The organism is Streptomyces tremellae, from assembly GCF_039540215.1.
In the GTDB taxonomy this organism is placed as follows: Bacteria; Actinomycetota; Actinomycetes; order Streptomycetales; family Streptomycetaceae; genus Streptomyces; species Streptomyces tremellae.
Genome location: NZ_BAABEP010000004.1, coordinates 1 through 24,161 on the forward strand (window position 1 = coordinate 1; position 24,161 = coordinate 24,161).

The 24,161-nt window shown below is 73.4% G+C and carries 20 protein-coding genes; 16 read left to right on the top strand and 4 right to left on the bottom strand.

Annotated elements, in window-relative coordinates; translation table 11 throughout:
* The first annotated feature begins 1,104 nt into the window (after nt 1–1,104).
* From ABEA77_RS04895 to ABEA77_RS04910, 4 genes are all read left to right on the top strand, one after another.
* Nucleotides 1,105–3,117 carry a prolyl oligopeptidase family serine peptidase gene (locus ABEA77_RS04895; protein ID WP_345641680.1) on the top strand — a complete coding sequence of 671 codons (2,013 nt, stop codon included), beginning with the start codon at nt 1,105–1,107 and terminating at the stop codon, nt 3,115–3,117.
* Nucleotides 3,114–4,052 (top strand): S66 peptidase family protein, encoded by a 939-nt coding sequence (locus ABEA77_RS04900; protein ID WP_345641683.1) that lies wholly within the window; start codon nt 3,114–3,116, stop codon nt 4,050–4,052. Before ABEA77_RS04895 ends, ABEA77_RS04900 begins: the two co-directional genes overlap by 4 nt.
* A 90-nt stretch (nt 4,053–4,142) precedes the next feature.
* Nucleotides 4,143–4,697 carry a GNAT family N-acetyltransferase gene (locus ABEA77_RS04905; protein WP_345642159.1) on the top strand — a complete coding sequence of 185 codons (555 nt, stop codon included), beginning with the start codon at nt 4,143–4,145 and terminating at the stop codon, nt 4,695–4,697.
* Nucleotides 4,698–4,769: 72 nt separating this feature from the next.
* Nucleotides 4,770–5,012, top strand: a complete 243-nt coding sequence (locus tag ABEA77_RS04910; RefSeq protein ID WP_345641686.1) for a hypothetical protein — start codon at nt 4,770–4,772, stop codon at nt 5,010–5,012.
* 31 nt (nt 5,013–5,043) lie between these two features.
* On the opposite strand, the gene ABEA77_RS04915 is transcribed toward ABEA77_RS04910, so the two are convergent.
* Entirely contained in the window at nt 5,044–6,867 is a 1,824-nt protein-coding gene (locus tag ABEA77_RS04915; protein WP_345641688.1) for a sigma-54-dependent Fis family transcriptional regulator, read from the bottom strand.
* Between the two features lie 292 nt (nt 6,868–7,159).
* Between ABEA77_RS04915 and ABEA77_RS04920 the strand changes: the two genes are divergently transcribed.
* The 11 genes from ABEA77_RS04920 to ABEA77_RS04970 all read left to right on the top strand — a co-directional run bounded on the left by ABEA77_RS04920 (nt 7,160) and on the right by ABEA77_RS04970 (nt 20,197).
* Nucleotides 7,160–8,803 carry a ferritin family protein gene (locus ABEA77_RS04920; protein WP_345641690.1) on the top strand — a complete coding sequence of 548 codons (1,644 nt, stop codon included), beginning with the start codon at nt 7,160–7,162 and terminating at the stop codon, nt 8,801–8,803.
* A gap of 72 nt (nt 8,804–8,875) precedes the next feature.
* Nucleotides 8,876–9,910: an FAD-binding oxidoreductase gene (locus ABEA77_RS04925; RefSeq protein ID WP_345641692.1), complete on the top strand. Its 1,035-nt coding sequence runs from the start codon at nt 8,876–8,878 to the stop codon at nt 9,908–9,910.
* A gap of 13 nt (nt 9,911–9,923) precedes the next feature.
* On the top strand, nt 9,924–11,042 hold the full coding sequence (locus ABEA77_RS04930; protein WP_345641695.1) for an aromatic/alkene monooxygenase hydroxylase subunit beta: 1,119 nt from the start codon (nt 9,924–9,926) through the stop codon (nt 11,040–11,042).
* Entirely contained in the window at nt 11,039–11,395 is a 357-nt protein-coding gene (gene mimD, locus ABEA77_RS04935; protein WP_345641698.1) for a propane 2-monooxygenase effector subunit MimD, read from the top strand. Before ABEA77_RS04930 ends, mimD begins: the two co-directional genes overlap by 4 nt.
* 76 nt (nt 11,396–11,471) lie before the next feature.
* Entirely contained in the window at nt 11,472–12,485 is a 1,014-nt protein-coding gene (locus tag ABEA77_RS04940) for an amidohydrolase family protein (protein WP_345641700.1), read from the top strand.
* Nucleotides 12,482–13,225 carry an iron-sulfur cluster assembly protein gene (locus ABEA77_RS04945; RefSeq protein ID WP_345641702.1) on the top strand — a complete coding sequence of 248 codons (744 nt, stop codon included), beginning with the start codon at nt 12,482–12,484 and terminating at the stop codon, nt 13,223–13,225. Before ABEA77_RS04940 ends, ABEA77_RS04945 begins: the two co-directional genes overlap by 4 nt.
* Nucleotides 13,222–14,247, top strand: a complete 1,026-nt coding sequence (locus ABEA77_RS04950) for an NAD(P)-dependent alcohol dehydrogenase (protein WP_345641705.1) — start codon at nt 13,222–13,224, stop codon at nt 14,245–14,247. Before ABEA77_RS04945 ends, ABEA77_RS04950 begins: the two co-directional genes overlap by 4 nt.
* A 184-nt stretch (nt 14,248–14,431) precedes the next feature.
* Complete coding sequence (gene groL, locus ABEA77_RS04955) at nt 14,432–16,084, top strand: chaperonin GroEL (protein ID WP_345641708.1); 1,653 nt, start codon at nt 14,432–14,434, stop codon at nt 16,082–16,084.
* Nucleotides 16,085–16,206: 122 nt separating this feature from the next.
* Nucleotides 16,207–17,562 (top strand): Nramp family divalent metal transporter, encoded by a 1,356-nt coding sequence (locus ABEA77_RS04960; RefSeq protein ID WP_345641710.1) that lies wholly within the window; start codon nt 16,207–16,209, stop codon nt 17,560–17,562.
* Between the two features lie 139 nt (nt 17,563–17,701).
* Nucleotides 17,702–18,319 (top strand): TOPRIM nucleotidyl transferase/hydrolase domain-containing protein, encoded by a 618-nt coding sequence (locus ABEA77_RS04965; protein WP_345641712.1) that lies wholly within the window; start codon nt 17,702–17,704, stop codon nt 18,317–18,319.
* A gap of 417 nt (nt 18,320–18,736) precedes the next feature.
* Nucleotides 18,737–20,197: a purine-cytosine permease family protein gene (locus ABEA77_RS04970; RefSeq protein WP_345641715.1), complete on the top strand. Its 1,461-nt coding sequence runs from the start codon at nt 18,737–18,739 to the stop codon at nt 20,195–20,197.
* Here ABEA77_RS04970 and ABEA77_RS04975 read toward each other — a convergent pair.
* From ABEA77_RS04975 to ABEA77_RS04985, 3 genes are all read right to left on the bottom strand, one after another.
* Entirely contained in the window at nt 20,133–20,489 is a 357-nt protein-coding gene (locus tag ABEA77_RS04975) for a VOC family protein (protein ID WP_345641718.1), read from the bottom strand. The genes ABEA77_RS04970 and ABEA77_RS04975 overlap by 65 nt on opposite strands.
* 126 nt (nt 20,490–20,615) lie before the next feature.
* The gene (locus ABEA77_RS04980) at nt 20,616–21,425 is read right to left on the bottom strand and encodes a methyltransferase domain-containing protein (protein ID WP_345641720.1); all 810 of its coding nucleotides are present in this window, start codon (nt 21,423–21,425) and stop codon (nt 20,616–20,618) included.
* A gap of 109 nt (nt 21,426–21,534) precedes the next feature.
* Nucleotides 21,535–23,019 carry a bifunctional phosphatase PAP2/diacylglycerol kinase family protein gene (locus ABEA77_RS04985; RefSeq protein ID WP_345641722.1) on the bottom strand — a complete coding sequence of 495 codons (1,485 nt, stop codon included), beginning with the start codon at nt 23,017–23,019 and terminating at the stop codon, nt 21,535–21,537.
* A gap of 148 nt (nt 23,020–23,167) precedes the next feature.
* Here ABEA77_RS04985 and ABEA77_RS33915 point away from each other — a divergent pair, with 148 nt between their 5' ends.
* Nucleotides 23,168–24,157 carry a hypothetical protein gene (locus ABEA77_RS33915; RefSeq protein ID WP_425588196.1) on the top strand — a complete coding sequence of 330 codons (990 nt, stop codon included), beginning with the start codon at nt 23,168–23,170 and terminating at the stop codon, nt 24,155–24,157.
* The last annotated feature ends 4 nt before the right edge of the window (nt 24,158–24,161 follow it).

Consider the following 24,161-nt stretch of genomic DNA (forward strand, 5'->3'; position numbering starts at 1 on the left):
ACGTGCGATCCCAACTCCTTGGCTCACAGAACGACATGGCTACGATCCGACTTGGACCGTCCACCCGTTCTCCGGCGAGGTCCGCGACGGCGTGGTGTGGGGGCGCGGCGCCGTCGACATGAAGTACATGGACGCGATGGTCCTCTCCGTCGTACGGGCCTGGGCACGCGCGGGCGTCCGGCCGCGCCGCGACATCGTCGTCGCCTTCACCGCCGACGAGGAGGCCAGCGCGGAGGACGGCTCCGGCTTCCTCGCCGACCGGCACGCCGACCTGTTCGAGGGGTGCACCGAGGGCATCAGCGAGTCCGGCGCGTACACCTACCACGCGGGCGGCATGGAGCTGTACCCGATCGCCGCGGGGGAGCGGGGCACCGCCTGGCTGCGGCTGACCGCGAAGGGCCGCGCGGGCCACGGCTCCAAGGTCAACCGGGAGAACGCGGTCAGCCGCCTCGCCGCCGCCGTCGCCCGCATCGGCGACCACCGGTGGCCGCTGCGCATCACCCCGACCGTACGCGCCGCCATCGAGGAACTCGCCGCGCTCCAGGGCGTCGAGACCGGCTTCGACACCCCCGGCTTCGACATCGACGCCCTGCTCGACCGGCTCGGCGACACCCGCTCCCTGGTCGAGGCGACCGTCCGCAACAGCGCCAACCCGACCATGCTGGACGCCGGCTACAAGGTCAACGTGATCCCGGGCCACGCCACCGCCCGGGTCGACGGCCGCGTCGTGCCCGGTGGCGACGAGGAGTTCGCCGCCACCATGGACCGGCTCACCGGTCCCGACGTGGACTGGGACTTCGAGCACCGCGAGGTCGCCCTGCAGGCGCCCGTCGACTCGCCGACCTTCGCGAAGCTGCGCGCCGCCGTCGAGCGGTTCGCGCCCGAGGGCCGCACCGTGCCCTTCTGCATGACCGGTGGCACCGACGCGAAGCAGTTCTCCCGCCTCGGCATCACCGGCTACGGCTACGCGCCCCTCAAGCTGCCCAGGGGCTTCGACTACCAGGCGCTGTTCCACGGCGTGGACGAGCGGGTGCCGGTCTCCGCCCTGCACTTCGGCGTCCGCGTCCTCGACCACTACCTCAAGACCGCGTGAAGGAGCCGACCATGGCCACCGCCCTGCCGTACGGCACCTGGCACTCCCCGATCGACGCCGGGCTCGCCGCCTCCCACGACGGAAGGCCCGAGTACCCGGGCACCGTCGGCGACGAGGTCTGGTGGACCGCGCCGAGGCCCGCAGAGGGCGGCAGGCGCGCCCTGGTGCGGCGCCGCGCCGACGGCACCGAGGAGTCGGTGCTGCCCGCCCCGTGGAACGTGCGCAGCCGCGTCATCGAGTACGGCGGCCTGCCCTGGGCCGGCATGCCCCGCGCCGCCGAAGGGCCGCTCGTGGTCTTCGTCCACTTCGACGACCAGCGCCTCTACGCCTGCGAGCCGGACGCGGGCGGCGCGCCCCGGCCGCTCACACCCGTCTCGCGGACCGGCGGCGGGCTGCGCTTCGCCGACCCGCGCCTCCTGCCGGAGCGCGGCGAGGTGTGGTGCGTCATGGAGGAGTTCACCGGCGAGGCTCCCACCGATGTGCGCCGCGTCCTCGTCGCCGTGCCGCTCGACGGCTCGGCCGCCGACGACAGGGCGGCGCTGACGGAGCTCTCGGACGGCCGCCACCGCTTCGTCACCGGGCCGCAGCTCTCCCCCGACGGGCGGCGGGCCGCGTGGATCGCCTGGGACCACCCCCGGATGCCCTGGGACGGCACCGAGGTGATCCTCGCCGACGTGCCCGGGGACGGCGGCCCCTTCACCGGGGCGGCCGCCGTGCTCGGCGGCCCCGACGAGGCGGTCTCCCAGGTCGCCTGGTCCCCGGACGGCTCCCTGCTGTACGCCTCCGACCCCGGCGGCTGGTGGGAGCTGCGGCGGGTCGCCGCGGCCGACCTCGGCGACGCGCGCGCCCGCTCCACCGCGCTGCTGCCCGCCCGACAGGAGGAGTTCGCCGGGCCGCTGTGGCGCGTCGGCATGCAGTGGTTCCTGCCGCTCGCCGACGGGCGGATCGCCGCCGTCCACGGCACCGGCACCAACACGCTCGGCCTCCTCGACCCGGCGGCGGGCACCCTCACCGACATCGAAGGCCCCTGGACCGAGTGGGCGGCCACGTTGACCGCGCACGGAACGGCCGTCGTCGGGCTCGCCGCGGGCCCGCGCACCTCCTACGAGATCGTGGAGGTCGACACCGCCACCCGGGCGGCCCGCGTCATCGGCTCGGCCCACCGCGACGCCGTCGACCCGGCATATGTCTCCGCGGGCACAGAACGCGTCTTCACAGGACCCGGCGGCCGGGAGATCCACGCCCACGTCCACCCGCCGCACCACCCGGAGTCCACCGGACCGGAGGGCGAGCTGCCGCCGTACGTGATCTGGGTGCACGGCGGGCCCACCAGCCGCACCCCGCTCGTGCTCGACCTGGAGATCGCCTACTTCACCTCGCGCGGCATCGGCGTCGCCGAGGTCAACTACGGCGGCTCCACCGGCTACGGACGCGCCTACCGCAACCGGCTGCGCGAGCAGTGGGGCGTCGTCGACGTGGAGGACTGCGCGGCCGTCGCCCTCGCCCTCGCCGCCGAGGGCAGCGCGGACCGTGCGCGGCTCGCCGTGCGCGGCGGCAGCGCCGGCGGCTGGACGACCGCCGCGTCCCTCACCTCGCCCACCGCGCGCGACGTGTGGGCCTGCGGCGCCATCAGCTACCCGATCCTGGACCTCGCGGGGTGGGCCGCCGACGAGACCCACGACTTCGAGTCCCGCTACCTGGAGTCCCTGATCGGCCCGCACGCCGAGGTGCCCGACCGGTACGCCGAGCGGTCTCCGGTCAACCTGGTGGGGAACATCAGGGCGCCGTTCCTGCTGCTCCAGGGCCTCGACGACGTGATCTGCCCGCCCGCGCAGTGCGACAGGTTCCTCGCCGCGGTCGCGGGCCGCGGCGTGCCGCACGCCTACCTCTCCTTCGAGGGCGAGGGCCACGGCTTCCGCAAGAAGGAGACCCTGGTGCGCTGCCTGGAGTCCGAACTCTCGCTCTACGCGCAGACCTTCGGTTTCGAGCGCACCGACGTCCCGCGGCTGGAGCTCGCGCCGTGACCGGGGGCGCCGTGCCGCTGACCCGGCCCCGGCGGCTGGCACCTGGCGACCGTGTCGCCGTCGTCGCGCCCAGCGGACCGGTGCCGGAGGAGCGGCTGCTCGCCGGGCTCGACGTGCTGCGCGGCTGGGGGCTCGAACCGGTCGCCGCCCCGCACGCGCTGGACCGGCACCCCCGCTTCGGCTACCTCGCGGGCGGGGACGCCGACCGGGCCGCCGACCTGACGGCGGCCTGGTGCGACCCGGACATCGCGGCCGTGTTCTGCGCGCGCGGCGGCTACGGCGCGCAGCGGATGGCCGACCTCCTCGACTGGGACGCCATGCGGACCGCCGAGCCCAAGGCCTTCGTGGGCTTCAGCGACATCACCGCGCTGCACGAGGCGTTCGCCACCCGGCTCGGCGTCGCCACCCTCCACGGGCCGATGACCGCCGCGGGCGTCTTCCTCGACGACAAGGACAGCCAGGAGCACCTGCGGGCCACCCTGTTCGAGCCCGAGACGGTACGGGCGGTCGGCCTGCCCACGGCCCGCGCCCTGGTGCCGGGCCGGGCCGCGGGCACCACCCTCGGCGGCTGCGTCAGCCTCCTCGCTGCGGAACTCGGCACGCCGCACGCCCGCCGCTCGGCGGCGGGCGGGCTGCTGATGATCGAGGACACCGGCGAGGAGCCGTACCGCCTCGACCGCATCCTCACCCAACTGCTGCGCTCCGGCTGGCTCGACGGCGTCGCGGGCGTCGGCCTCGGCTCCTGGCGGGACTGCGGTCCCTACGAGGAGGTGCGCGCCGTGCTCCTCGACCGGTTCGGACCGCTCGGGGTGCCGGTCGTGGAGGAGCTGGGATTCGGGCACGGGCACACCTCGCTCACCGTGCCGTTCGGCGCGCCCGCCGTGCTGGACGCGGAGCGCGCCGCGCTCGTACTCGACGAGCCCGCGCTGGTGTGAGCCCCGCCCCGGCTGCGCACCGCGCGCAGCCGGGGCGCGGGACGCTGTCCGCGCACGTCACAGGGCGTCTACGATGGCGCGATGCCCGACATGAGCACCACCGTGACCAGCGCGCTCGCCCTGGGGGAGCGGACGTTCCTCAGGCCCTACCGGCACGAGGACGCGGACGAGTTCACCGCGGCGGCCCGCGCCAGCAGGGAACTGCACAGGCCCTGGCTGTTCCCGCCGGAGCAGCCCGCCGCCTACAGCGCCTACGTGGGGCGCCTGCTCGCCGGCGCCGACCGGGCCGGCTTCCTCGTCTGCGCCCGCCACGACGGCCGCATCGCCGGGTTCATCAATATCAACAACATCGTCCAGGGTGCCCTGCGCGGCGGCGCCCTCGGCTACGGAGCGTTCGCGCACGCGGCCGGGCGCGGGCTGATGGGCGAGGGACTGCGGCTGGTGATGGGCCAGGCGTTCGGGCCACTCGGGCTGCACCGCCTGGAGGCCGCGGTGCAGCCCGCCAACGCCGCGTCCCTCGCGCTGCTGCGCCGGGCCGGCTTCCGCCGTGAGGGCTTCTCGCCCGACTACCTGTTCATCGACGGCGCCTGGCGCGACCACGAACGCTGGGCGATCACCGCGGAGATGGTGCCCGACGGCGGCTGAACCGACCACCGGGCGTGTGGGGTGTCTCACATTGAGACACGGCACGGGCCCGCGCGGGCGCACACTCCGCCCATGACGTCGCATCTGCACCGCATCCGCCTGCTCGCGGGCACCGGCATCGGCCTGGCGCTCTCGGGCCCCGTGCTGGCCCTGGCCGGGCACGGCGCGGCGGCCCGCGACATCGCGCTCGCGGGCGCGGGCCTGCTTTTGTGGGAGCGCGCCGCGCTCGCGCTCACCCGCTGGTGGACCGCGCGTCCCATCCCCACCGACCTGCCGGCCCCGCCGCAGGGACCCGCCGCGCGCGGGCGCGGCTGACCCGCCGGGTGTGCGGCAGCCGGCCGGCGGGTCAGCCCGCGGACCCCGGGCCGCCGATGCTGATCTGGTAGCCGGTGATCTTCCGGTACATCGTGGCCCGGGAGATGCCGAGGGCCTTGGCCGCCTTCGACTTGTCGCCGCCGTTGTCGAGCAGGGCCTGCACGATCATGTCGCGCTCCGTCTGCTCCCACGCCGTCAGCGGGTGCTGCGCGTGCGAGAGCAGCGAGGGCGGCAGGTCGGTCTCCTCGATCCACGGACCCGAGTGGTGCGCCAGCGCATAGCGCAGACTGCCCTCCAACTGGCGCACGTTGCCCGGCCAGTTCGCCCGCGCCAGGGTCCGCAGCGCCTGCTCGGAGCACTGCACGTCGCTGCCGCCCGCGTGCCGTGCGAGCAGCACGGGCACCAGCGGCGCCACATCGTCGGGCCGCAGTCGCAGCGGCGGCAGTGTCGCCTCCGAGAGGAAGTTGCGCGCCGGGCGCGGATCGGCGTCCGCCGCCGGATCGCGCGGCGCGGACAGCGCCACCACCCAGCCCGGCCGGTCCGCCGCGGCCCGCAGCAGCCCGTCGAGGGCCGCGACCGCGGTGTCGGGGAGCGCGTCGAGGTGGCGCAGCACCACCGTGTCCGCGCCGTCCGTGTCCAGCGCCCGCGCGACCCCGCGCAGCCACGCCGCCGTGCCCCGGCCCGCCTGCGCGCAGTCGTGGACGGTCAGCCGCCGGCCCGTCAGCTGCTGCCGGTGCACCGCGCGCACCAGCGCGAGCTTGCCCGTGCCCTGCTCACCCCGCAGCAGGGTCCAGCGGCCCGCCGCTGCCAGCGTCGTCAGCCGCTGCACCACGGAGCGCCACGCCGGGCTGCGACCCGCCAGCCCCGGCAGCCTCACCTGCGGCGGCGCGGGCGGCGCCGTGGCCTCGGGGGCACGCGCGGGCAGCACCTGGATCTCCACCACGTACCCCGCGTTGCCCCCCGTCCCCGGCGCCTCCACGGGACGCGCCCGCGCCAGCACGCTGCGCCCGTCCTGGAGCTGGAGGTCCGCGGCGCCGCCCCTGGCGAGGCCGGCGGCGCGCTCCCGCAGCAGCCGGTGGTCCGCGGGACCGAGCAGTTCGGAGGCGGCGGCGTCCGCCATGAAGCAGTCGTCCGCGACCGCGACGAGCAGCCGTCCGGGACCGCGCCGCCCGGTCACGAACGCGTCGAGGAGCGCACGCTCCCGGAGCGTCGCCAGGTCGAGCAGCCTGCCCTCGATGTCCGCGGCCGCCTCCTCCACCAGCGCCACCATCAGCGGCGAAGCCGTCGCCCGCCAGCTCGTCAGGTCGACGAGGCCGATGATGCGCCCGCTCGTCGGGTTACGGATCGGGGCCGCCGCGCACGACACCCGCTGCAACCGCTCGGAGAAGTGCTCGGGGCCGAACACGCAGGCCGTCCTGCCGTCCTCGATCGCGGTGCCGATGCCGTTCGTGCCGACGAACTCCTCCGCGTAACTGAACCCGGGCGCCAGCGAGATCGCGTCCAGGTGCCCCGACAGGTCCCGGTTCCCGACCCGCCGCTCCCTGATCCGCGACTTCGCGTCCGTGAGGATCAGCGACATCGGGCTGTCCGCGAGCGTCGCCGCCAGCCGGTCGAGCACCGGCCCCGCCGCCGCGCTCAGCTTGCTGTGCGGGTCGAGGTCCGGATTGTACGGCGTCTCGATACGGTCCGTGTCCACGCCCCACAGCCGCGAACGCTGCCAGGAGTTGAGAATCGGCGGGCGCACCACCCGCGCAGGCACGGGCTCGCCCTCAAGGAACAGCTCACGCGCCGAGCGCCGGCCGGGTTCGTCCCCGGCTCCGCGCCCACCGTCCGCGACCACGCCGTCACGGCCCATCCGCACACCACCTCACCCGTCGAGCCGCGATGCCTCCCGCTCGATCGGGCCGGCCCGCCCGATCACTCACCGCGACCGCGTTATGACCCGAACGGTAAGGAAGGCCGGGCCCCCGCGCCAGGGTCTCGGCACAGCCAGTGTCTCAACATGAGACGCGCGACCGGCGCGCGGCGGCCCACAGTGGTCCGCGACCCGGTCGCCGGAGGCCGCCGCTGATCGTCGCGGGCAGTGCGCCGCCGCGCCGCTCAGCGGCCCGAGCGCCGGGGACATCGAGCTACTCGGAGGAGAGCACGTGAGCCGACAGAGCCTGAGCAAGGCGCACAAGAAGATCACCGAGCTGTCCTGGGAACCGACCTTCGCCACCCCGGCGGACCGGTTCGCCACCGACTACCGCTTCGACAAGGCGCCCAAGAAGGACCCGCTCAAGCAGGTGCTGCGCTCCTACTTCCCGATGGAGGAGGAGAAGGACAACCGCGTGTACGGCGCCATGGACGGCGCCATCCGCGGCAACATGTTCCGCCAGGTGCAGCAGCGCTGGATGGAATGGCAGAAGCTGTTCCTCTCGATCATCCCCTTCCCGGAGATCTCCGCGGCCCGTGCCATGCCGATGGCGATCGGCGCGGTGCCCAACCCGCAGCTGCACAACGGCCTCGCGGTCCAGATGATCGACGAGGTGCGGCACTCGACGATCCAGATGAACCTCAAGCGCCTGTACATGAACCACTACATCGACCCGGCCGGGTTCGACATCTCGGAGAAGGCGTTCGCGAACTGCTACGCGGGCACCATCGGCCGGCAGTTCGGCGAGGGGTTCATCACCGGCGACGCGATCACCGCGGCCAACGTCTACCTGACGCTGGTGGCCGAGACCGCGTTCACCAACACCCTCTTCGTGGCCATGCCTGCGGAGGCCGCGGCCAACGGCGACTACCTGCTGCCCACCGTGTTCCACTCGGTGCAGTCGGACGAGTCGCGGCACATCTCCAACGGCTACTCCATCCTGCTGATGGCGCTCGCCGACGAGGGCAACAGGCAGTTGCTTGAGCGCGACCTGCGCTACGCCTGGTGGAACAACCACTGCGTGGTGGACGCCGCCATCGGCACGTTCATCGAGTACGGGTCCAAGGACCGCCGCAAGGACCGCGACAGCTACGCGGAGATGTGGCGCCGCTGGATCTACGACGACTACTACCGCTCGTACCTCATCCCGCTGGAGAAGTACGGGCTGAAGATCCCGCACGACCTCGTCGAGGCCGCGTGGGACCGCATCTGGAACAAGGGCTACGTCCACAAGGTCGCCCAGTTCTTCGCCACCGGCTGGCCCGTCAACTTCTGGCGGATCGACGGCATGACGGACGACGACTTCGAGTGGTTCGAGTCCAAGTACCCGGGCTGGTACAACGAGTACGGCCGCTGGTGGGAGGCGTACAACCGGCTGCGCCACCCGAAGGGCAACAAGCCCATCGCCTTCGAGGAGGTCGGGTACCAGTACCCGCACCGCTGCTGGACCTGCATGGTGCCGTGCCTCATCCGTGAGGACATGGTGGTCGACAAGGTCGACGGCCAGTGGCGCACCTACTGCTCGGAGACGTGCGCCTGGACCGACACCACGGCGTTCCGCCCCGAGTACGAGGGCCGCGCGACCCCGTCCATGGGCCGCCTCACCGGCAAGCGCGAGTGGGAGACCGTCTACCACGGCCAGGACCTCGCCGACATCGTCAAGGACCTCGGGTACGTGCGCGACGACGGCAAGACGCTCGTCCCGCAGCCGCACCTGGACCTCGACGACCCGAAGAAGCTGTGGACCCTGGACGACGTCCGCGGCAACACCTTCATCAGCCCGAACGTGTCGCTGAACGAGATGAGCGACGAGGAGCGCGAGGCCCACGTGGCCGACTACCGCTCCCGCTCGAACGTCACTCCGGCCCAGGCCTGACCCGCCCCCCCGGGGCTCCCCGCCGCGCACCCGGCGGGGAGCCCCCCTCCTCCCGCGAAAGGCAGGCTTTCCGTGGGTGACAAGCACCGCATCCGGTTCGAGCCGGTCGGGATCGAGATCGAGGCCGACGAAGAGGAGACCGTGCTCGACGCGGCGTTCCGCCAGGGCGTCATGCTGATGCACGGCTGCAAGGAAGGCCAGTGCTCGTCCTGCAAGTCCTTCCTCCTCGACGGCGACCAGCAGATGGAGCGGTACTCGACCTTCGCACTCGCCGACTACGAGAGCGAGGAGGGGTACGTCCTGCTCTGCCGGACGCACGCCTACGGCGATCTCGACGTCGAACTCATCAACTACGACGAGGAGATGCTCCTCTCGGGCATCCCGCCAAGGGATGCCCGCGCCCGGGTCGCCGCCGTCGAGGCGATGACCCACGACATCGTCCGCCTCGAACTCGAACTCTCCGGCGACGACGAACTCCCGTACCGGCCCGGACAGTACATCGACATCCAGGTGCCCGGCACCGAGCACTGGCGGTCCTTCTCCATGGCCGGGCTCCCGCAGGAGGGGCCGGGCGGCCGCCTGGAGTTCCTGATCAAACGCTACCCGGGCGGACTCTTCTCCGGACTGCTCGACGGCGGCATCGCCACCGGGGACCAGCTCACCGTCAAGGGGCCCTACGGCTCCTGCGTCATGCGCGACGCCCCCGACCGGGGCATCGTGCTGCTTGCGGGCGGCGCGGGCATGGCGCCGATCCTCGCCCAGCTGCGGGCCCTCGCCGCCGCGGGCTCCGCCCGCCCGGTCCGCTTCTACTACGGCGCCCGTACCGCCGGCGACCTCTTCGCCCTCGACGAGATCGCCGAACTCGGAAGCAGGCTAGCGGACTTCGCCTTCATCCCCGCGCTGTCCGAGGAGCGGGCGGCGGGGGCATACGAACACGGGCTGATCACCGACGTGGTGGAGGGCCGGGAGGGCGACCTGGCCGGCTTCGACGCCTACCTGTGCGGGCCGCCCGGGATGTGCGACGCGGCGACCGCCGTACTCACCGCGAAGGGCATACCGGAGGAGCGGATCTTCCAGGACAGGTTCACCACGTCCACCGACACCTGAGGAGCAGAGTCGCATGGCAGAGACAGCAACGCGGAGTTTCCCCAAACCGCAGTTCACGGACGCCGAAGCCGGGGCGCTGGTGTTCCCCAGCTCCACCAGCAGGGCCTTCAGCTACTACAAGCCGCAGAAGATGCGGGCCACCATGTACGAGGACGTCACCTTCGACGTCCAGCCCGACCCCGAGCGCCACCTCCTCCAGGGCTGGATCTACGGCTTCGCCGACGGATCGAAGGGCTACCCGCAGGAGTGGACGCAGCTGCGCTCCGGCGACTGGCACGCCTTCCGCGACCCCAACGAGGAGTGGGAGCAGACGATCTACCGCAACAACGCCAACGTGGTGCGGCAGATCCAGCAGAACCTCGAAGGCGCCCGCAAGGCCGACGCCTACGCGCAGTGGACCCCGGCGTGGAGCCGCTTCGTGGAGCGCAACGTCGGCGCCTGGATGCACGCGGAACAGGGCCTCGGCATGCACGTGTTCGTCGCGGTCCAGCGCTCGGGCCCGACCAACATGATCAACAACGCGATGGCCGTGAACGCGGCGCACAAGCTGCGCTTCGCCCAGGACCTCGCGCTGTACAACCTGGACATCGAGGAGCAGCTCGCGCACTTCGACGGCTCCGCGCACCGCGAGGTGTGGCAGACCGAGCCCTCCTGGCAGGGCGTACGGGAGAACGTCGAGCGCATCACCGCCGTACAGGACTGGGCCGAGGCGCTGTTCGCGGCGAACCTGGTCTTCGAGCCGCTCGTCGGCGAGTTGTTCCGCAGCCACCTGGTGATGCAGATCGCCGCCCGCAACGGCGACTTCACCACGCCCACCGTCATGGGCGCGGGCGAGAACGACTACGACCGCGACCTGCGCTACACCCGGGCGCTGTTCTCGATGCTCGTCGAGGACGAGACGCACGGCGCCGCCAACCGGGCCCTGCTCCAGGAGTGGCTGGAGCGCTGGGTGCCGGTCAGCCTTGAGGCCGCCCGCAGGCTCCAGCCGCTGTGGTCCCAGCCCGAGGAGAAGGTCCTGCGCTTCGAGGACAGCCTCGACCGTGCCAAGGAGCGCGAGGTGGCGCTGCTCGCGGGGCTCGGCCTCGGCGCCGACGCCCACATCGCAGCCGGCAGTGAAGGGAGTGCCAAGTGACCGCTGAGGGCAAGCAGTTCGCCGTCGACCGCAGCTCGTCCAACCGCTGCGGAGTGACGCTGATGAACAACCAGAACGGGCATGTCGTCGCGGACGTCATGCGTGGCAAGAAGGGCGTGGTCGTCACCGACTACCCGTCCATGATCCGGGTCGACGGCGACCGCGTCATCGACTTCGACTTCGAGGAGATCTCCGAGGCGCTCGGCACCGAGTTCTCCGTCGAGGACTTCGAGGAGATCATGTCCACCCACTACGGGCGCATGGTCCACCTGGACGACCGCACGATCCTCTTCGCGAACCCCGAGGACGCGGCCGAGTACATCGACTTCGACCTCACCCCCGTCGAGTCCTGACCCCACCCCGGGGGCCCGGCCCCGCACGGCCGGGCCCCCACCCCCGTGACACAGCAACAGCGAAGAAGGAGCCCGCATGTACCACAAGGACGGAGTCGACTACTTCGTGGTCGACGGCCACATCCACTTCTGGGACGCGAGCGAGGAGAACACCGCCAACAAGTACGGGGAGGGGTTCATCCGTTGCTTCTACGACTACCAGCGCAACCTGAGCCCGAAGGAGTGGGTGTGGCCGCTGGAGAAGTTCCGCAAGTACAGCGAACAGGACATCCTGCACGACCTCTTCGAGACCGGCTACGTCGACCGGGCCATCTTCCAGCCCACCTATCTCACCGAGTTCTACACCAAGGGATTCAACACCACCGAGTCCAACGGCGCGCTGGCGCGCAAGCACCCCGACAAGTTCATCGTCAACGGCGCCTTCGACCCGCGTGAGGGAGAGGCCGGCCTCGACCGCCTCGAACAGCTCGCGGAGGAGTGGAACCTGCGCGGCCGGGGCGTGAAGCTGTACACCGCAGAGTGGCGCGGCGACTCCAAGGGCTACAAGCTCAGCGACCCGATGGCGCTCACCTACCTCGCCAAGTGCGAGGAACTCGGCATCCGCAACGTCCACATCCACAAGGGCCCCACGATCTGGCCGCTGAACCGCGACGCGTTCGACGTCGCCGACGTGGACGCCGCGGCGACCGCCTTCCCCGGCCTCAACTTCGTGGTCGAGCACTCCGGGCTGCCGCGCCTTGAGGACTTCTGCTGGATCGCCACCCAGGAGCCCAACGTGTACGCGGGCCTGTCCGTGGTCCTCCCGTTCATCCACTCAAGGCCCCGCTACTTCGCCAAGGTCATCGGCGAGCTGCTGTTCTGGCTGGACGAGGACCGCATCACCTTCGGCAGCGACTACGCGATCTGGAGCCCGAAGTGGCTCATCGAGTCCCTGGTGGACTTCCAGATCCCGGAGGACATGCAGAGCGAGTACGGGCAGCTCACCACCGACTTCAAGCGCAAGGTCCTCGGCCTGACCATGGCGCGCCTCTACGACATCAAGGTGCCGGAGAGCGCGCAGATCAAGGACGCGGGGACGGTGGCCGCATGAGCGCGGTCGCCACCGGCACGCCCCCGGCCACCGAGGAGGCCGCGGTCCGCTCCCGGCAGGTCACCGAGGCGCTCGCCGCCGTGCTCGACCCCGAGCTCGACCGGCCCATCACCGAGCTGGGGTTCGTGCACGGCGTCAGCGTCGACGGCGGCCGGGTGACGGCGAGGCTGCGCCTGCCCACCTACTTCTGCGCGCCCAACTTCGCCTGGCTGATGGTGGACGACGCCCGCAGGGCGCTCGCCGCGCTGGAGTGGGCGGACAGCGCCGAGGTGGTGCTCGAAGACCACTTCGCGTCCGACGAGATCAACGCGGGGGTGGCCTGCGGCACCGGCTTCGACGAGGCGTTCCCCGCGCTCGCCGACGCCGAGCGGCTCGACGGGCTGCGCGAGGTCTTCCTGCGCAAGGGCATGATCGCGAGCCAGGGCCGGATCGGCCGGCGGCTGCTCGCCCACGGCTGGACGCCCCAGCAGCTCGCCGACGCCAAGCTGGGCGACCTGCCCGAACGCGTGGGCCTGCCGCTGCTGCGCCGCCGCAGGGCGCTCGGCCTGCCGTCCTCCACCGGCGCGCCCGCCTTCGTGGACGAGAGCGGCCGCGCGGTCCCGGCCTCCGGCATCGAGCGCCACCTCACCCTCGCGCGGACCACGGAGGTGGGCATCGACGCCAACTCCGAGATGTGCAAGGGCCTGCTGGCCGTCCGCTACGGCGAGGACGCCGTCCTGCCCCGGGAGGGCGCCGCGTGAAGGCCGTACGCACCCACGCCTACGACACGACCCCCGTACTCGAAGAGGTGCCCGACGCCCGGGTGCAGGGCCCGCTGGACGTGGTCGTGCGGATCGGCGGCGCCGGCCTGTGCCGCACCGACCTGCACATCATCGAGGGCCAGTGGGAGCCGAAGACCCATGTGGCGCTGCCGTACACGCAGGGCCACGAGAACGCCGGCTGGGTCGAGGCCGTCGGCAGCGCGGTCAGCCATGTCGCCGTCGGCGACCCGGTGATCCTGCACCCGCTCGTCACCTGCGGGCTGTGCGGGCCGTGCCGCCGCGGCGACGACGTGCACTGCCAGGCGTCGGCGTTCCCCGGCATCGACGCGGACGGCGGCTTCGCTGAGCTGATCCGCACCAACGCGCGCGCCGTCGTCAAGCTGGACGCCTCCCTCGCCCCCGCCGACGTCGCGGCGCTCGCGGACGCCGGGCTCACCGCCTACCACGCGGCGAAGAAGGCGGCCCGCAGGCTCGCCCCCGGCGACAAGGCCGTGGTCATCGGCGCGGGCGGTCTCGGGCACATCGGCATCCAGGCGCTGCGCGCGCTCACCCCGGCCGAGCTGATCGTGGTCGACCGCTCCCCTGAGGCCCTGAAGCTCGCGGGCACCCTCGGCGCGCACCACACCGTCGTCGGCGACGGCAGCCAGGTGGAGCACGTGCTCGACCTGACCGGCGGCCAGGGCGCCGAGGCCGTGCTCGACTTCGTCGGCGAGGGCGGCGCGGTCGAGGACGGGGTCGCGATGCTGCGCAGGGCCGGCGACTACCACGTCATCGGCTACGGCGGGAAGCTCGACGTGCCGACCATCGACATCATCTCCTCGGAGCTGAACTTCGTCGGCAACCTCGTCGGCTCCTACACCGACCTGGTGGAGCTGATGGAGCTGGCGGCGCGCGGCCTCGTCACCCTGCACACCTCCCGCTATCCGCTCGACGCCTTCAGCCAGGCACTGGAGGACCTGGACGCCGGCCGGGTGCGCGGCAGGGCGATCCTCGTGCCCTGACCCGCGCCCGCCCCAGAACAGGTGGCGGCGGCCGTCCGTGGACCCCCGGCCCTCCCGGGCCGGAACCAGGGTCGGCGCATCACGGATCCGCACGGCCGCCGTCACCGCCGTCCCCCCCTCGACCTGCCGTCGGCTCTCCCCGGGCCCACCCCCGACCCACCCCGAACGTGAAAGGACGCCAGCCATGGCGAAGGACCTGCGCTTCAACTCCGAAGCGCGCGCACTGCTGCTCAGCGGAGTGAACGCCCTGGCAGACGCGGTGCGCGTCACCCTCGGCCCGAAGGGGCGCAACGCCGTCCTGGAGAAGCTGACGGGACCGCCCACCATCACCAACGACGGCGTGACGATCGCCCGCGAGATCCAGTTGAAGGACCCGTTCGCCAACCTCGGCGCGCAGCTGGCGAAGGAGGTCGCCACCCGTACCAACGGCGAGGTCGGCGACGGCACCACGACCGCGACCGTGCTGGCCCAGGCCATCGTGCGGGAGGGGCTCGCGGCCGTCGCGGAGGGCGCCAACCCGATCCTCGTCAAGAACGGCATCGAGGCCGCCGTGGCCCGCGCGGTCGCAGGCCTCCAGGAGCAGTCGAGGCCCGTCACGTCGGACGACGAACTCCTGCGCGTGGCGGCCCTGTCCGCCAACAACGACCCCGCGATCGGCGAGGCGATCGCGCAGGCCGTGGCGCGGGTCGGCCGCACCGGCGTCGTCACCGTCGAGGAGTCCTCCGCGTTCGGCCTCTCCGTCGAGTACGTGGAGGGCCTTGAGTTCGACAGCGGCTGGATCTCCCCGTACATGGTGACGGACTCGGCGCGGCAGGAGAGCGTGCTGGAGAGCCCGTACATCCTGCTGTGCGACTCCAAGATCACCGCGGTGCAGGAGCTGATGCCGGTACTCGAACAGGTCATGCGCACCGGCTCGCCGCTCGTGGTCGTCGCGGAGAACGTCGACGGGCCCGCGCTCGGCATGCTCGTCACCAACGCGGCCCACGGCACCTTCCGTTCGCTCGCCGTGCAGGCGCCGGGCTTCGGCTTCCGCCGGATCGCGGAGCTCGAAGACCTCGCGGCGCTCACCGGCGGACGGGTCATCACCGGCACCGCGGGCCGCTCCCTCGACGGGGTCACCCTCGCCGACCTGGGGCGCGCGGAGAAGGTCGTCGCGACCGAGCGGTCCACCACGGTCCTCGGCGGCGGGGGCAGCGAACAGCAGGTGGTGGAGCGGATCGAGAACCTCAAGACCGAGCTGGAGCGTGCGGTCAACGAGCACGACAGGGACAAGCTGAGCGAGCGCATCGCGAAGCTCTCCGGCGGTGTGGCCGTCATCCGTGTCGGCGCGGCCAGCGGCGTGGAGCTCAAGGAGAAGCAGATGCGCCTTGAGGACTCGCTCGCCGCGACCCGCGCGGCGGCCGAGGAGGGGATCGTCGCGGGCGGCGGCGCCGCGCTGCTGCACACCCGTGCGGCCGTCGCCGCCCTCGACGGGCTCACCGGCGACGCCGCCGTCGGACGGGACATCGTCGCCAAGTCGCTCGCGGAGCCGCTGCGCTGGATCGCCATCAACGCGGGCCTCGACGGCGACGACGCGGAGCAGAAGGTCTCCCACCTGCCCCCGGGCTGCGGGCTCGACGCGCTGCGCGGCGACTACGCGGACCTGTTCGTGCGCGGTGTCATCGACCCGCTGAAGGTGACCCGCTGCGCGCTGCTGAGCGCCGCGTCCATCGCCGCCCTGCTGCTGACCACCGAGACGCTGATCGTCGAGGAGGTCGTACTCAACCCGGGCGCCATCCCCTCCTCGGAGATCGGCGACCTCGCCGAGGGCCTGGTGCGGCCCTCCAACATCCCCTGATCCGCGCGTCCACGGGTGCGGGCGGCGCCCCGGCAGCGGCGGCGCCGCCCGCACCCGCCGTGCGGACGGCCGGACCTCCCGGCACTCGCTGTCGGCCGAACCAGCAGGCGGTGCAACGGACCATGGACGGTAAGACCACGGGCGACGCGTCCCGCGTGCCCGCGCACGAGCACACCCGGGGCGCGAGCCCGCCCCCGGCCGCGGCGCGGGAGAGAGCGCAGGGCGGGGGACGGGTGCCGGGGGAGCGCAAGCCCCGGCTGCGGGCCGGGATCTCCTACACCCTGCTCGGCCCCGCGTTCGTCGCCGCGATCGCCTATGTCGACCCCGGCAACTTCGCGACCAACGTGCAGGCGGGAGCGGTCTTCGGGCCGCTGCTGCTGTGGGTGGTCGTCTCGGCGAACATCGTCGCGATGCTGCTCCAGTACCTCTCGGCCAAGCTCGGCCTCGCCACCGGCGCGAGCCTCGCGGAGCTGTGCAGGACCCGCTACCGCCGCCCGGTGGTGCGCGGCCTGTGGGCGCAGGCCGAACTGGTCGTCGTGATGACGGACCTCGCCGAAGTGGTCGGCGGGGCCGTCGCGTTGCACATCCTCTTCGGCCTGCCGCTGCCCGCGGGGGGCGTGGTGATCGGGCTCGCCTCCCTCGTGCTGATGCCGATGAGCGGCGGCGGGAAGCGCCGGTTCGAGGTGGCGATGGCGCTGTGCCTCGCGCTGCTGCTCGGGGCGTTCCTCAGCCAGGTGCTCGGCACCGGCGGTTCCTGGGGCCCGGCGGCCGGCGGCCTCGTCCCGCGCCTCGACGGCGGCGAGAGCCTGCTGCTCGCGGGCGGCATCGTCGGCGCGACCGTGATGCCCCACGTGATCTATCTGCACTCGGCCCTGACCAGCGACCGGTTCAGCCTGGAGCTGGAGAACGGGCGCCACGACGTGCCGGTACGGCGCAGGCTGCTGCGGCATGTACGGGCCGACGTGCTGGTCGCGATGGGGCTCGCCGGGGCGGTCAACGCGGCCCTGCTGATCTCGGCCTCCTCGCTGTTCCACTTCCGCGCCCCCGGCGCGGGTGACTCCCTCGAGGCCGCGCACCACGCGTACGGCGCCCTGGCAGGTCCGTTCGCCGCGTGGGCTTTCGCCCTGGCTCTGCTCGTGTCGGGCCTCGCGGGGACCAGCGTCGGCATGTACGCGGGCCAGGTGGTGATGGGCGGCTTCCTGCGCCGGCGCATCCCGGTGCTGCTGCGCCGCGTGCTGACCGTCGCGCCCGCGCTCGCCGTGCTCAGCAGCGGCATGAGTCCCACGCGCGCCCTGGTGGTGAGCCAGATCGTGCTCTCCTTCGGCATCCCGTTCGCGCTGGTGCCGCTGGTCGCCCTGACCCGCGACCGCGCGGTGATGGGTCCCTGGGTGAACCGCCGCGCGACGACGGTCGCCGCGGTCGCGGTGAGTGTGGTGATCGTCGCGCTCAACGCGAGCCTGCTGGTGAGCCTGGTGTGAGCGGAGCCTGGCGGGGCGCGACCGGCAGTGGACGGCGGGCGGCCGCGCGGTCCCTCCGCCGGCGGTCCGCGCCCGACCGGCAGGCCCGCCCGCGGAAATCGCCTCGCGCCGCACCGGGCGCGCGCCGGAGACTGGCGCCATGGCCGACATGGGGGAGTTGACGGACGCGGTGACGGCGTGGGCGGCGGGCGGCACCGACCGGCCCGCGCGGGAGCTGGCCGCGCGGCTCGCCGTCCGCACGGCCGTCCTGCTCGAAGGTCCGAGCGACGTCGCCGCCGTCCACGCGCTGGCCGGGAGCAGGGGCCGGGACCTGGCGGCGGAGGGAGCCTGCGTGCTGGCGATCGGCGGCGCGATGAGCGTCGCGCGCTACGCCGGCCTCCTGGGACCGCCAGGGCTGGGGCTCCGCCTCGCCGGGCTGTGCGACGAGGCGGAGCGCCCGTACTACGCGCGCGGGTTCGAGCGGGCAGGGGCCGCGCCCGACGGCTTCTTCGTCTGCGCGGCCGACCTGGAGGACGAGCTCATCCGGGTGCTCGGCACGGCCCGCGTGGCGGAGATCGTCGAGGAGGAGGGCGACCTGCGGCCCCTGCGGACCTTCCTGCGCCAGCCCGCGCAGCGGGGGCGCGCGCCGCAGCAGCAGTTCAGGCGCTTCCTCGGCACGACGAGCGGCCGCAAGATCCATTACGGCGGCGTCCTCGTGCGGGCGCTCGGCGAGGGCCGGGCCCCGGCGCCGCTCGACGGGCTGCTGGCCGCGCTGTGACGTCTCCCCTCGGCTGACGTCCCCCCGTCGGCCGGCCAGTGGCCGCCCGCGCCGGGTCGGGGTGTGCCCGGCGGGGGGCCACTGCGGCACGGGCCTGCTGGCCGGCCCCCAGGCGGCGGCCACCCTCGGCGCGGGTGCGCCAGGGCCGGCACGCCTGGCGGCCCGCGGGCGCGCCCGCGGGGCCGGCGGTCCTCCCAGGCCTCGCCCCGGCCGCACGGCGCCATGCCGAGCAGCCCGGACCGTCGGGCGCGGTCGCCAGGGTGTCTCGTCGGCTGCTCCGGTGCCGTACGGGGCCCCTGGGCGCCTCTCGCAGGGGCCGGAACGCGTCGCGGCGTGGCGGATGCAGGGACCGCCGTGCCCGGGGCCGGGGAGCGGTGCCCGGAGTATTGACAATCTATTCATCAAACGGAACTCTGCATGATCGTATGCACAACCGTCCGAGGAACGGAGAAGCGCGTGGCCGACTCCCTGGTCGAGCGGCGTTCCATCGACGTCGTGCCGGACGACGAGCGGCACGGCACCGCGTTCTCGCAGTTCACGCTCTGGCTGGGCGCCAATCTCCAGATCACCACCGTGGTCACCGGCGGCCTCGCCGTCATCTTCGGCGGCGACGTGGTGTGGTCGCTCGTCGGGCTCCTCGCGGGCAACCTCGTCGGCGGCGCGGTGATGGCGCTCCACTCCGCGCAGGGACCCCGCCTCGGACTGCCGCAGATGATCTCCTCCCGCGCCCAGTTCGGCGTGAAGGGCGCGGTGGTGCCGCTGGTGCTCGTCGTCGTGATGTACATCGGTTTCTTCGCGAGCGGCACCGTCCTCGCGGGTCAGGCGGTCGGCAAGCTCACCCACCTCGGCCCGGTGGCGGGGATCGTCGTCTTCGCGCTCGTCACCGCCGCCATGGCGATCGTCGGCTACCGGATCATCCACGCGCTCGGCCGGATCGCCAGCGTCGTGTGCGCGATCGCCTTCGTCTATCTCGGCATCCGGCTGCTCGACCACATCCACCTGGGCGAGGTCCTGCACGACCGGGCCTTTCACCTCCCGATGTTCCTGCTGGCGATGGCGCTCTCCGCGTCCTGGCAGCTGGCGTTCGGACCGTACGTCGCCGACTACTCGCGCTATCTGCCCCGTACGACCAGCGCCAGGGCGACCTTCTGGTGGACGCTCGGCGGCACCGCGCTCGGCTCCCAGTGGTCGATGACGTTCGGCGTGCTGGTGGCCGCCACCGCGGGCGGCGCCTTCGTGGACGACCAGGTCGGCTACGTGGTGGGCCTCGGCGGCACAGGGGTGGTCGCCGCGTTCCTCTACTTCGCCGTCGCGCTCGGCAAGCTGACCATCAACGTGCTCAACACGTACGGCGGTTTCATGTCGATCGTCACCAGCGTCAGCGGCTTCCGCGGGCAGCGGCGGCTCTCGCGGCGCGGCCGGGGCGCGTACATCGTCTGCATCATGGTCGCGGGCACGGCCGTCGCGCTGCTCGGCCGCAACTCGTTCCTCGACTCGTTCGCCGACTTCCTGCTGTTCCTGCTGACGTTCTTCACGCCCTGGTCCGCTATCAACCTCGTGGACTACTACCTGATTTCGCGCGAGCGCTACGACATCCCCGCGCTCACCGACCCGCAGGGGCGCTACGGCGGCTGGCGCGCGACCGCGCTCGTCAGCTACGCGGTCGGCCTCGCCGCCCAGTTCCCCTTCCTGTCCACCAGCTTCTACACCGGTCCAGCCGTGGGGCCGCTGGGCGGCGCCGACATCTCGTGGATCGTCGGACTCGCCGTGCCCGCCGTGCTCTACGGGCTGCTGGCCCGGCGCGAGCGCCGGGCTACGGCTGCTGCGGGGCCCGGTCCACGTACTCGAACACCGCGCCGTCAGGGTGCAGGGCGATGAGGTTGCGGCCGCCCGGCGTCTCGACGGGTCCGACGAGCACCTGGCCGCCGCCCTCCGTGAGGGTGGCCGCCGTGTCCGCGACGTCCTTCACGGCGATGGTCGCCGTCACCTTGCGCAGCACGTCGATCTCCGCGGCGGGACCGCTCATCAGCAGGAAGCAGCCCACCGCGGCGACGGACACGCCACCGCGTTCGGAGCGGAGCGCCGGGGTGCCGGTGAGGCGTTCGTAGAACACCACGGCCCGGTCCAGGTCGTCGACGTAGATGCGCAGCGTGGTCCCGAGGATCTCCATGCTGATCAGATTAGTTGGAGGACCCCGCCCGGGGGACGGGGTGTTCGGTATCCACGCGGCGCGGTTCCGCGGCTGACGCCCCGACGCGTGCGCGGGCCTGCCGCGTCGCAGCCGGGGCGGGGTGCGTCAGGCGCGGCAGCGCAGCTCCACGTTCGGGCAGACGAAGCAGGCGTCCGCTGACGCGCCCCAGGCGCGCCACGCCTCGGCGATGGCCTCAAGCTGCTCGCGGGTGCCCTCGCCGGTCGCCGTCGCGCGCTCCGCGTAGGCGGACGCCACCGTGCGGTCCGCCCACAGGCCGCTCCACCACGCCCGCTCCCCGGGCGTCCCGTAGAACCAGGTGGAGGCGGACGGCGTGATGTCCGTGAAGCCCGCCTCCCGAGCCCAGGACAGCAGCCTGCGGCCGGCGTCCGGCTCGCCGCCGTTGGCGCGCGCCACCCTGCGGTACAGGTCGCGCCAGTCGTCCAGCTCCGGCGGCTGCGGGTACCAGCTGAAGGCGCCGTAGTCCGCGTCCCGCACGGCGACGACGCCCCCGGGCCTGCACACGCGGCGCATCTCGCGCAGCGCCCCCACCGGGTCCCCGACGTGCTGGAGCACCTGGTGGGCGTGGACCACGTCGAACGAGTCGTCGGGGAAGTCCAGGCCGTGGACGTCGGCGACCGCGAAGCGGACGTTGTCCGCCCCGGCCTCCTCGGCCGCGGTCCGCGCCGCCTCCAGCACGCCCTCGGCGGCGTCCACGGCCGTCACCGTGCCGGGTGCCACCAGGGCGGCCAGGTCCGCGGTGATGGTGCCGGGCCCGCACCCCACGTCGAGCAGCGCCTGCCCTGGACGCAGTTCGGGCACGAGGTACGCGGCCGAGTTGGCGGCGGTGCGCCAGCGGTGCGACCTGAGCACCGACTCGTGGTGCCCGTGGGTGTAGACGGCGGTCTCCTTGGCCATGGGGCGACTTCCCTTCTCGCGGGTCGCGTGACGGGATCACCGTAAACCCGGTCCTGGATGGTGAGACAGTACGTACCGGATACTGGACTCGGGTATCGGGCGGCGCGGCTCAGAAGGCGGACGCGGAGAGCACTTGCGGCCGGTACACGGTCAGCGCCTCCACGGCCTTGTCCAGCACCAGTTCCGGCGGGGCGGCGGTGACCTCGCCGTCGTACGCCAGCTGCGTGCCCGGCGCGAGACCTCCTATCCGCACCCGGCGCATCCGCTCGGCCGCGTGCACCGGGGATCTGCTGAGCGGCCCCGCGAGCGCCGCCGCGAGCAGCCGAGCGCCCGGCAGCCGCCCGCCGTGCACGATCCGCACGTCGAGCAGCCCGTCCGCCAGGTCGTGCCGGTGGCCGGGCGTCGGCCCCATCCGCTGGTAGATGTTGTTGCCCGCGAACAGCAGCCACAGCGTCCTGCGCACCCCGTCGAACTCGGCGTCGAGCTGCCGTCCCCTGCGCAGGGTCTCCAGGGCCGCGAGCACCCCCGCGGGCCAGCCGCCGAGCCGCGGCGCCCACCGCTCCCGCACCCGCACCAGGTCCGGGTAGACGCCCAGGCTGAACGTGTTGAGGAAGTAGCCGTGCGCCTGCCCGTCAGGGCCCGGGGTGAAGCGTCCGAGGTCGACCCGTACGGCCTCGCCCTCGGCCAGCGCCCTGCAGGTGTCGTGGACGGACTCGACGCCCAGGTCGTAGGCGAAGTGGTTGAGCGTGCCGCCGGGGAAGACCGCGAGCGGCACCCGGTGCCGCACGGCGGCCTGCGCGGCACGGTTCACCGTTCCGTCGCCGCCGAGCACGCCGAGCGCCGCGCCCCTGCGCGCCGCCCTCTCCAACTCGGCCGGCACGTCCTCGGGCGCACACGTGACGACCTCCGCGCGCGGCAGCGCGTCCGAGACCACCGACGCCAGTTCGGCGGAGCCCGACGCCCGGTTCGCCACGACCACCAGACCCTCGCCGCCCGGCAGCCTCGGCGCCTCGGCGAACGGCCGGCCTGGCGACGGCAGCTGGGAGCGCGTCGGCACGATCCCGCGCACCGCGAGCGCCGCGCCGACACCCAGCGCGGCGCCCGCGAGCACGTCGCTCGGGTAGTGGACGCCGGTGTACACCCGGGAGAACGCCACCGAGGCGGCGACCGGCGCCACCACCGCGCCCCACCCCTTCGACTCCAGCGCCACGCCCGTCGCGAAGGCGGCAGCGGACGCCGCGTGCCCCGAGGGGAACGACGTGGTGACCGGCTGCCGGCTCAGCCTGCGTATCACCGGTACGACGTCGAGGCGCGGCCGCTCGCGCCTGGCCGCGTGCTTGATCACCGTGTTGACCGTGACCGAGGCCAGCGCGAGCGAGGCCATGCCGCGCGCCGCGGCCCGGCGCGAGCGCGCCCCGCGGCCGAGAACCGCGACGGCCGCGGCCGCACCGGCCCAGAGCAGGCCGTGGTCGGCCGCCCGGCTCAGCCGCGGCAGCACGGGCTCCGCCGCAGGCCAGTGCCGGGCGGCGGCGAATCTGAAGACCCGCTTGTCCGCGGAGGTGAGCAGGCCCGCGAGGCCCCGAGTGTCTGCCATGCGCGTCCGCCTACCCCGTGTGCGGGCCGCTAGCCGGTGCGGGTGGCCGGGTGCGGCGCGGGCCCGGCGTGGGTAGCAGGGGAGCGGGGCGGCACCCGGTGGCACTGTTCGAGGAGCAGGCACTATCAAACCTCTATATAAAGGGCATATGACTCCATCTGTCGGGGCGACGGCAGGCGGTGAAGGGCCCGCCGCGCACGGCGGCCACCTCAGGCGAACGGTCGACGAGGACCGCGGCCCCGTCCGCTTCGGCCCGTCGGCGCCCGACCCGGGGCTGCCTGCGCTCGCCGAACTGGTCGAGGCGTGCGGGACCGCCGCCCGCCGCTCCGCCCCCGAGCCGCCGGGCGGCGGGGCCCTGCTGCGTGAGGCGGCCTGCGGCTACTGGTCCCGGCGCGCCCTGCGCGCCGCGCCCGGCCAGGTGGCCGCGGTCGCCCACGGCCGGGCGCCGGCCGCCGCGCACCGCGCGGTCCTGGCCGCGGGCGCTCTCGCAGGGCCGCCGGAGGCGGGCCGTCACCTCTACGCCGACTTCGGCCCGCTGCGCGCGCGGCTCGCCACGGTCGACGTCACCGACTCCATGGGCCTGGAGGAGCACCTGGGCGAGCGCCTCGGTACCCCCGTGTACGGCGGGCACCGCTTCAACGACGAGCTCAGGGCGCTGCGCGTCAGGCTGCCCAGGGCGCCGCGGCTCGGGGTGACCCCGGCACAGCGGCTGGAGTCCGTCATCGCGGGGCCCCCGCTCGGACTGCCGCACGTGGCGCGGGCGCTGAGCGCCTCCGCCGCCGCGCCGAGCATCGCACGCCGACCCGCGCGGCACGGCGCGGGGGAGTCCCGCACCGCCGGCGGCTCCGGCGGCTCCGGCATCACCGGGAGCGCCCGCGCCACGGGCACCACCGGCATCACCGGCATCACCGGCATCACGGACGGTACTGGCACCACCGGCAGCTCCGGCATCACCGCGAGCGCCCGCACCACGGGCATCACTGGCATCACCGGCATCACGGACGGTACTGGCGCCACTGGCGGCTCCGGCATCACCGGGAGCGCTCGCACCACCGGCATCACCGGCATCACGGACGGTACTGGCAGCTCCGGCAGCTCCGGCAGCTCCGGCAGCACGGAGGGGACGGAAGCGCAGTGAGGGA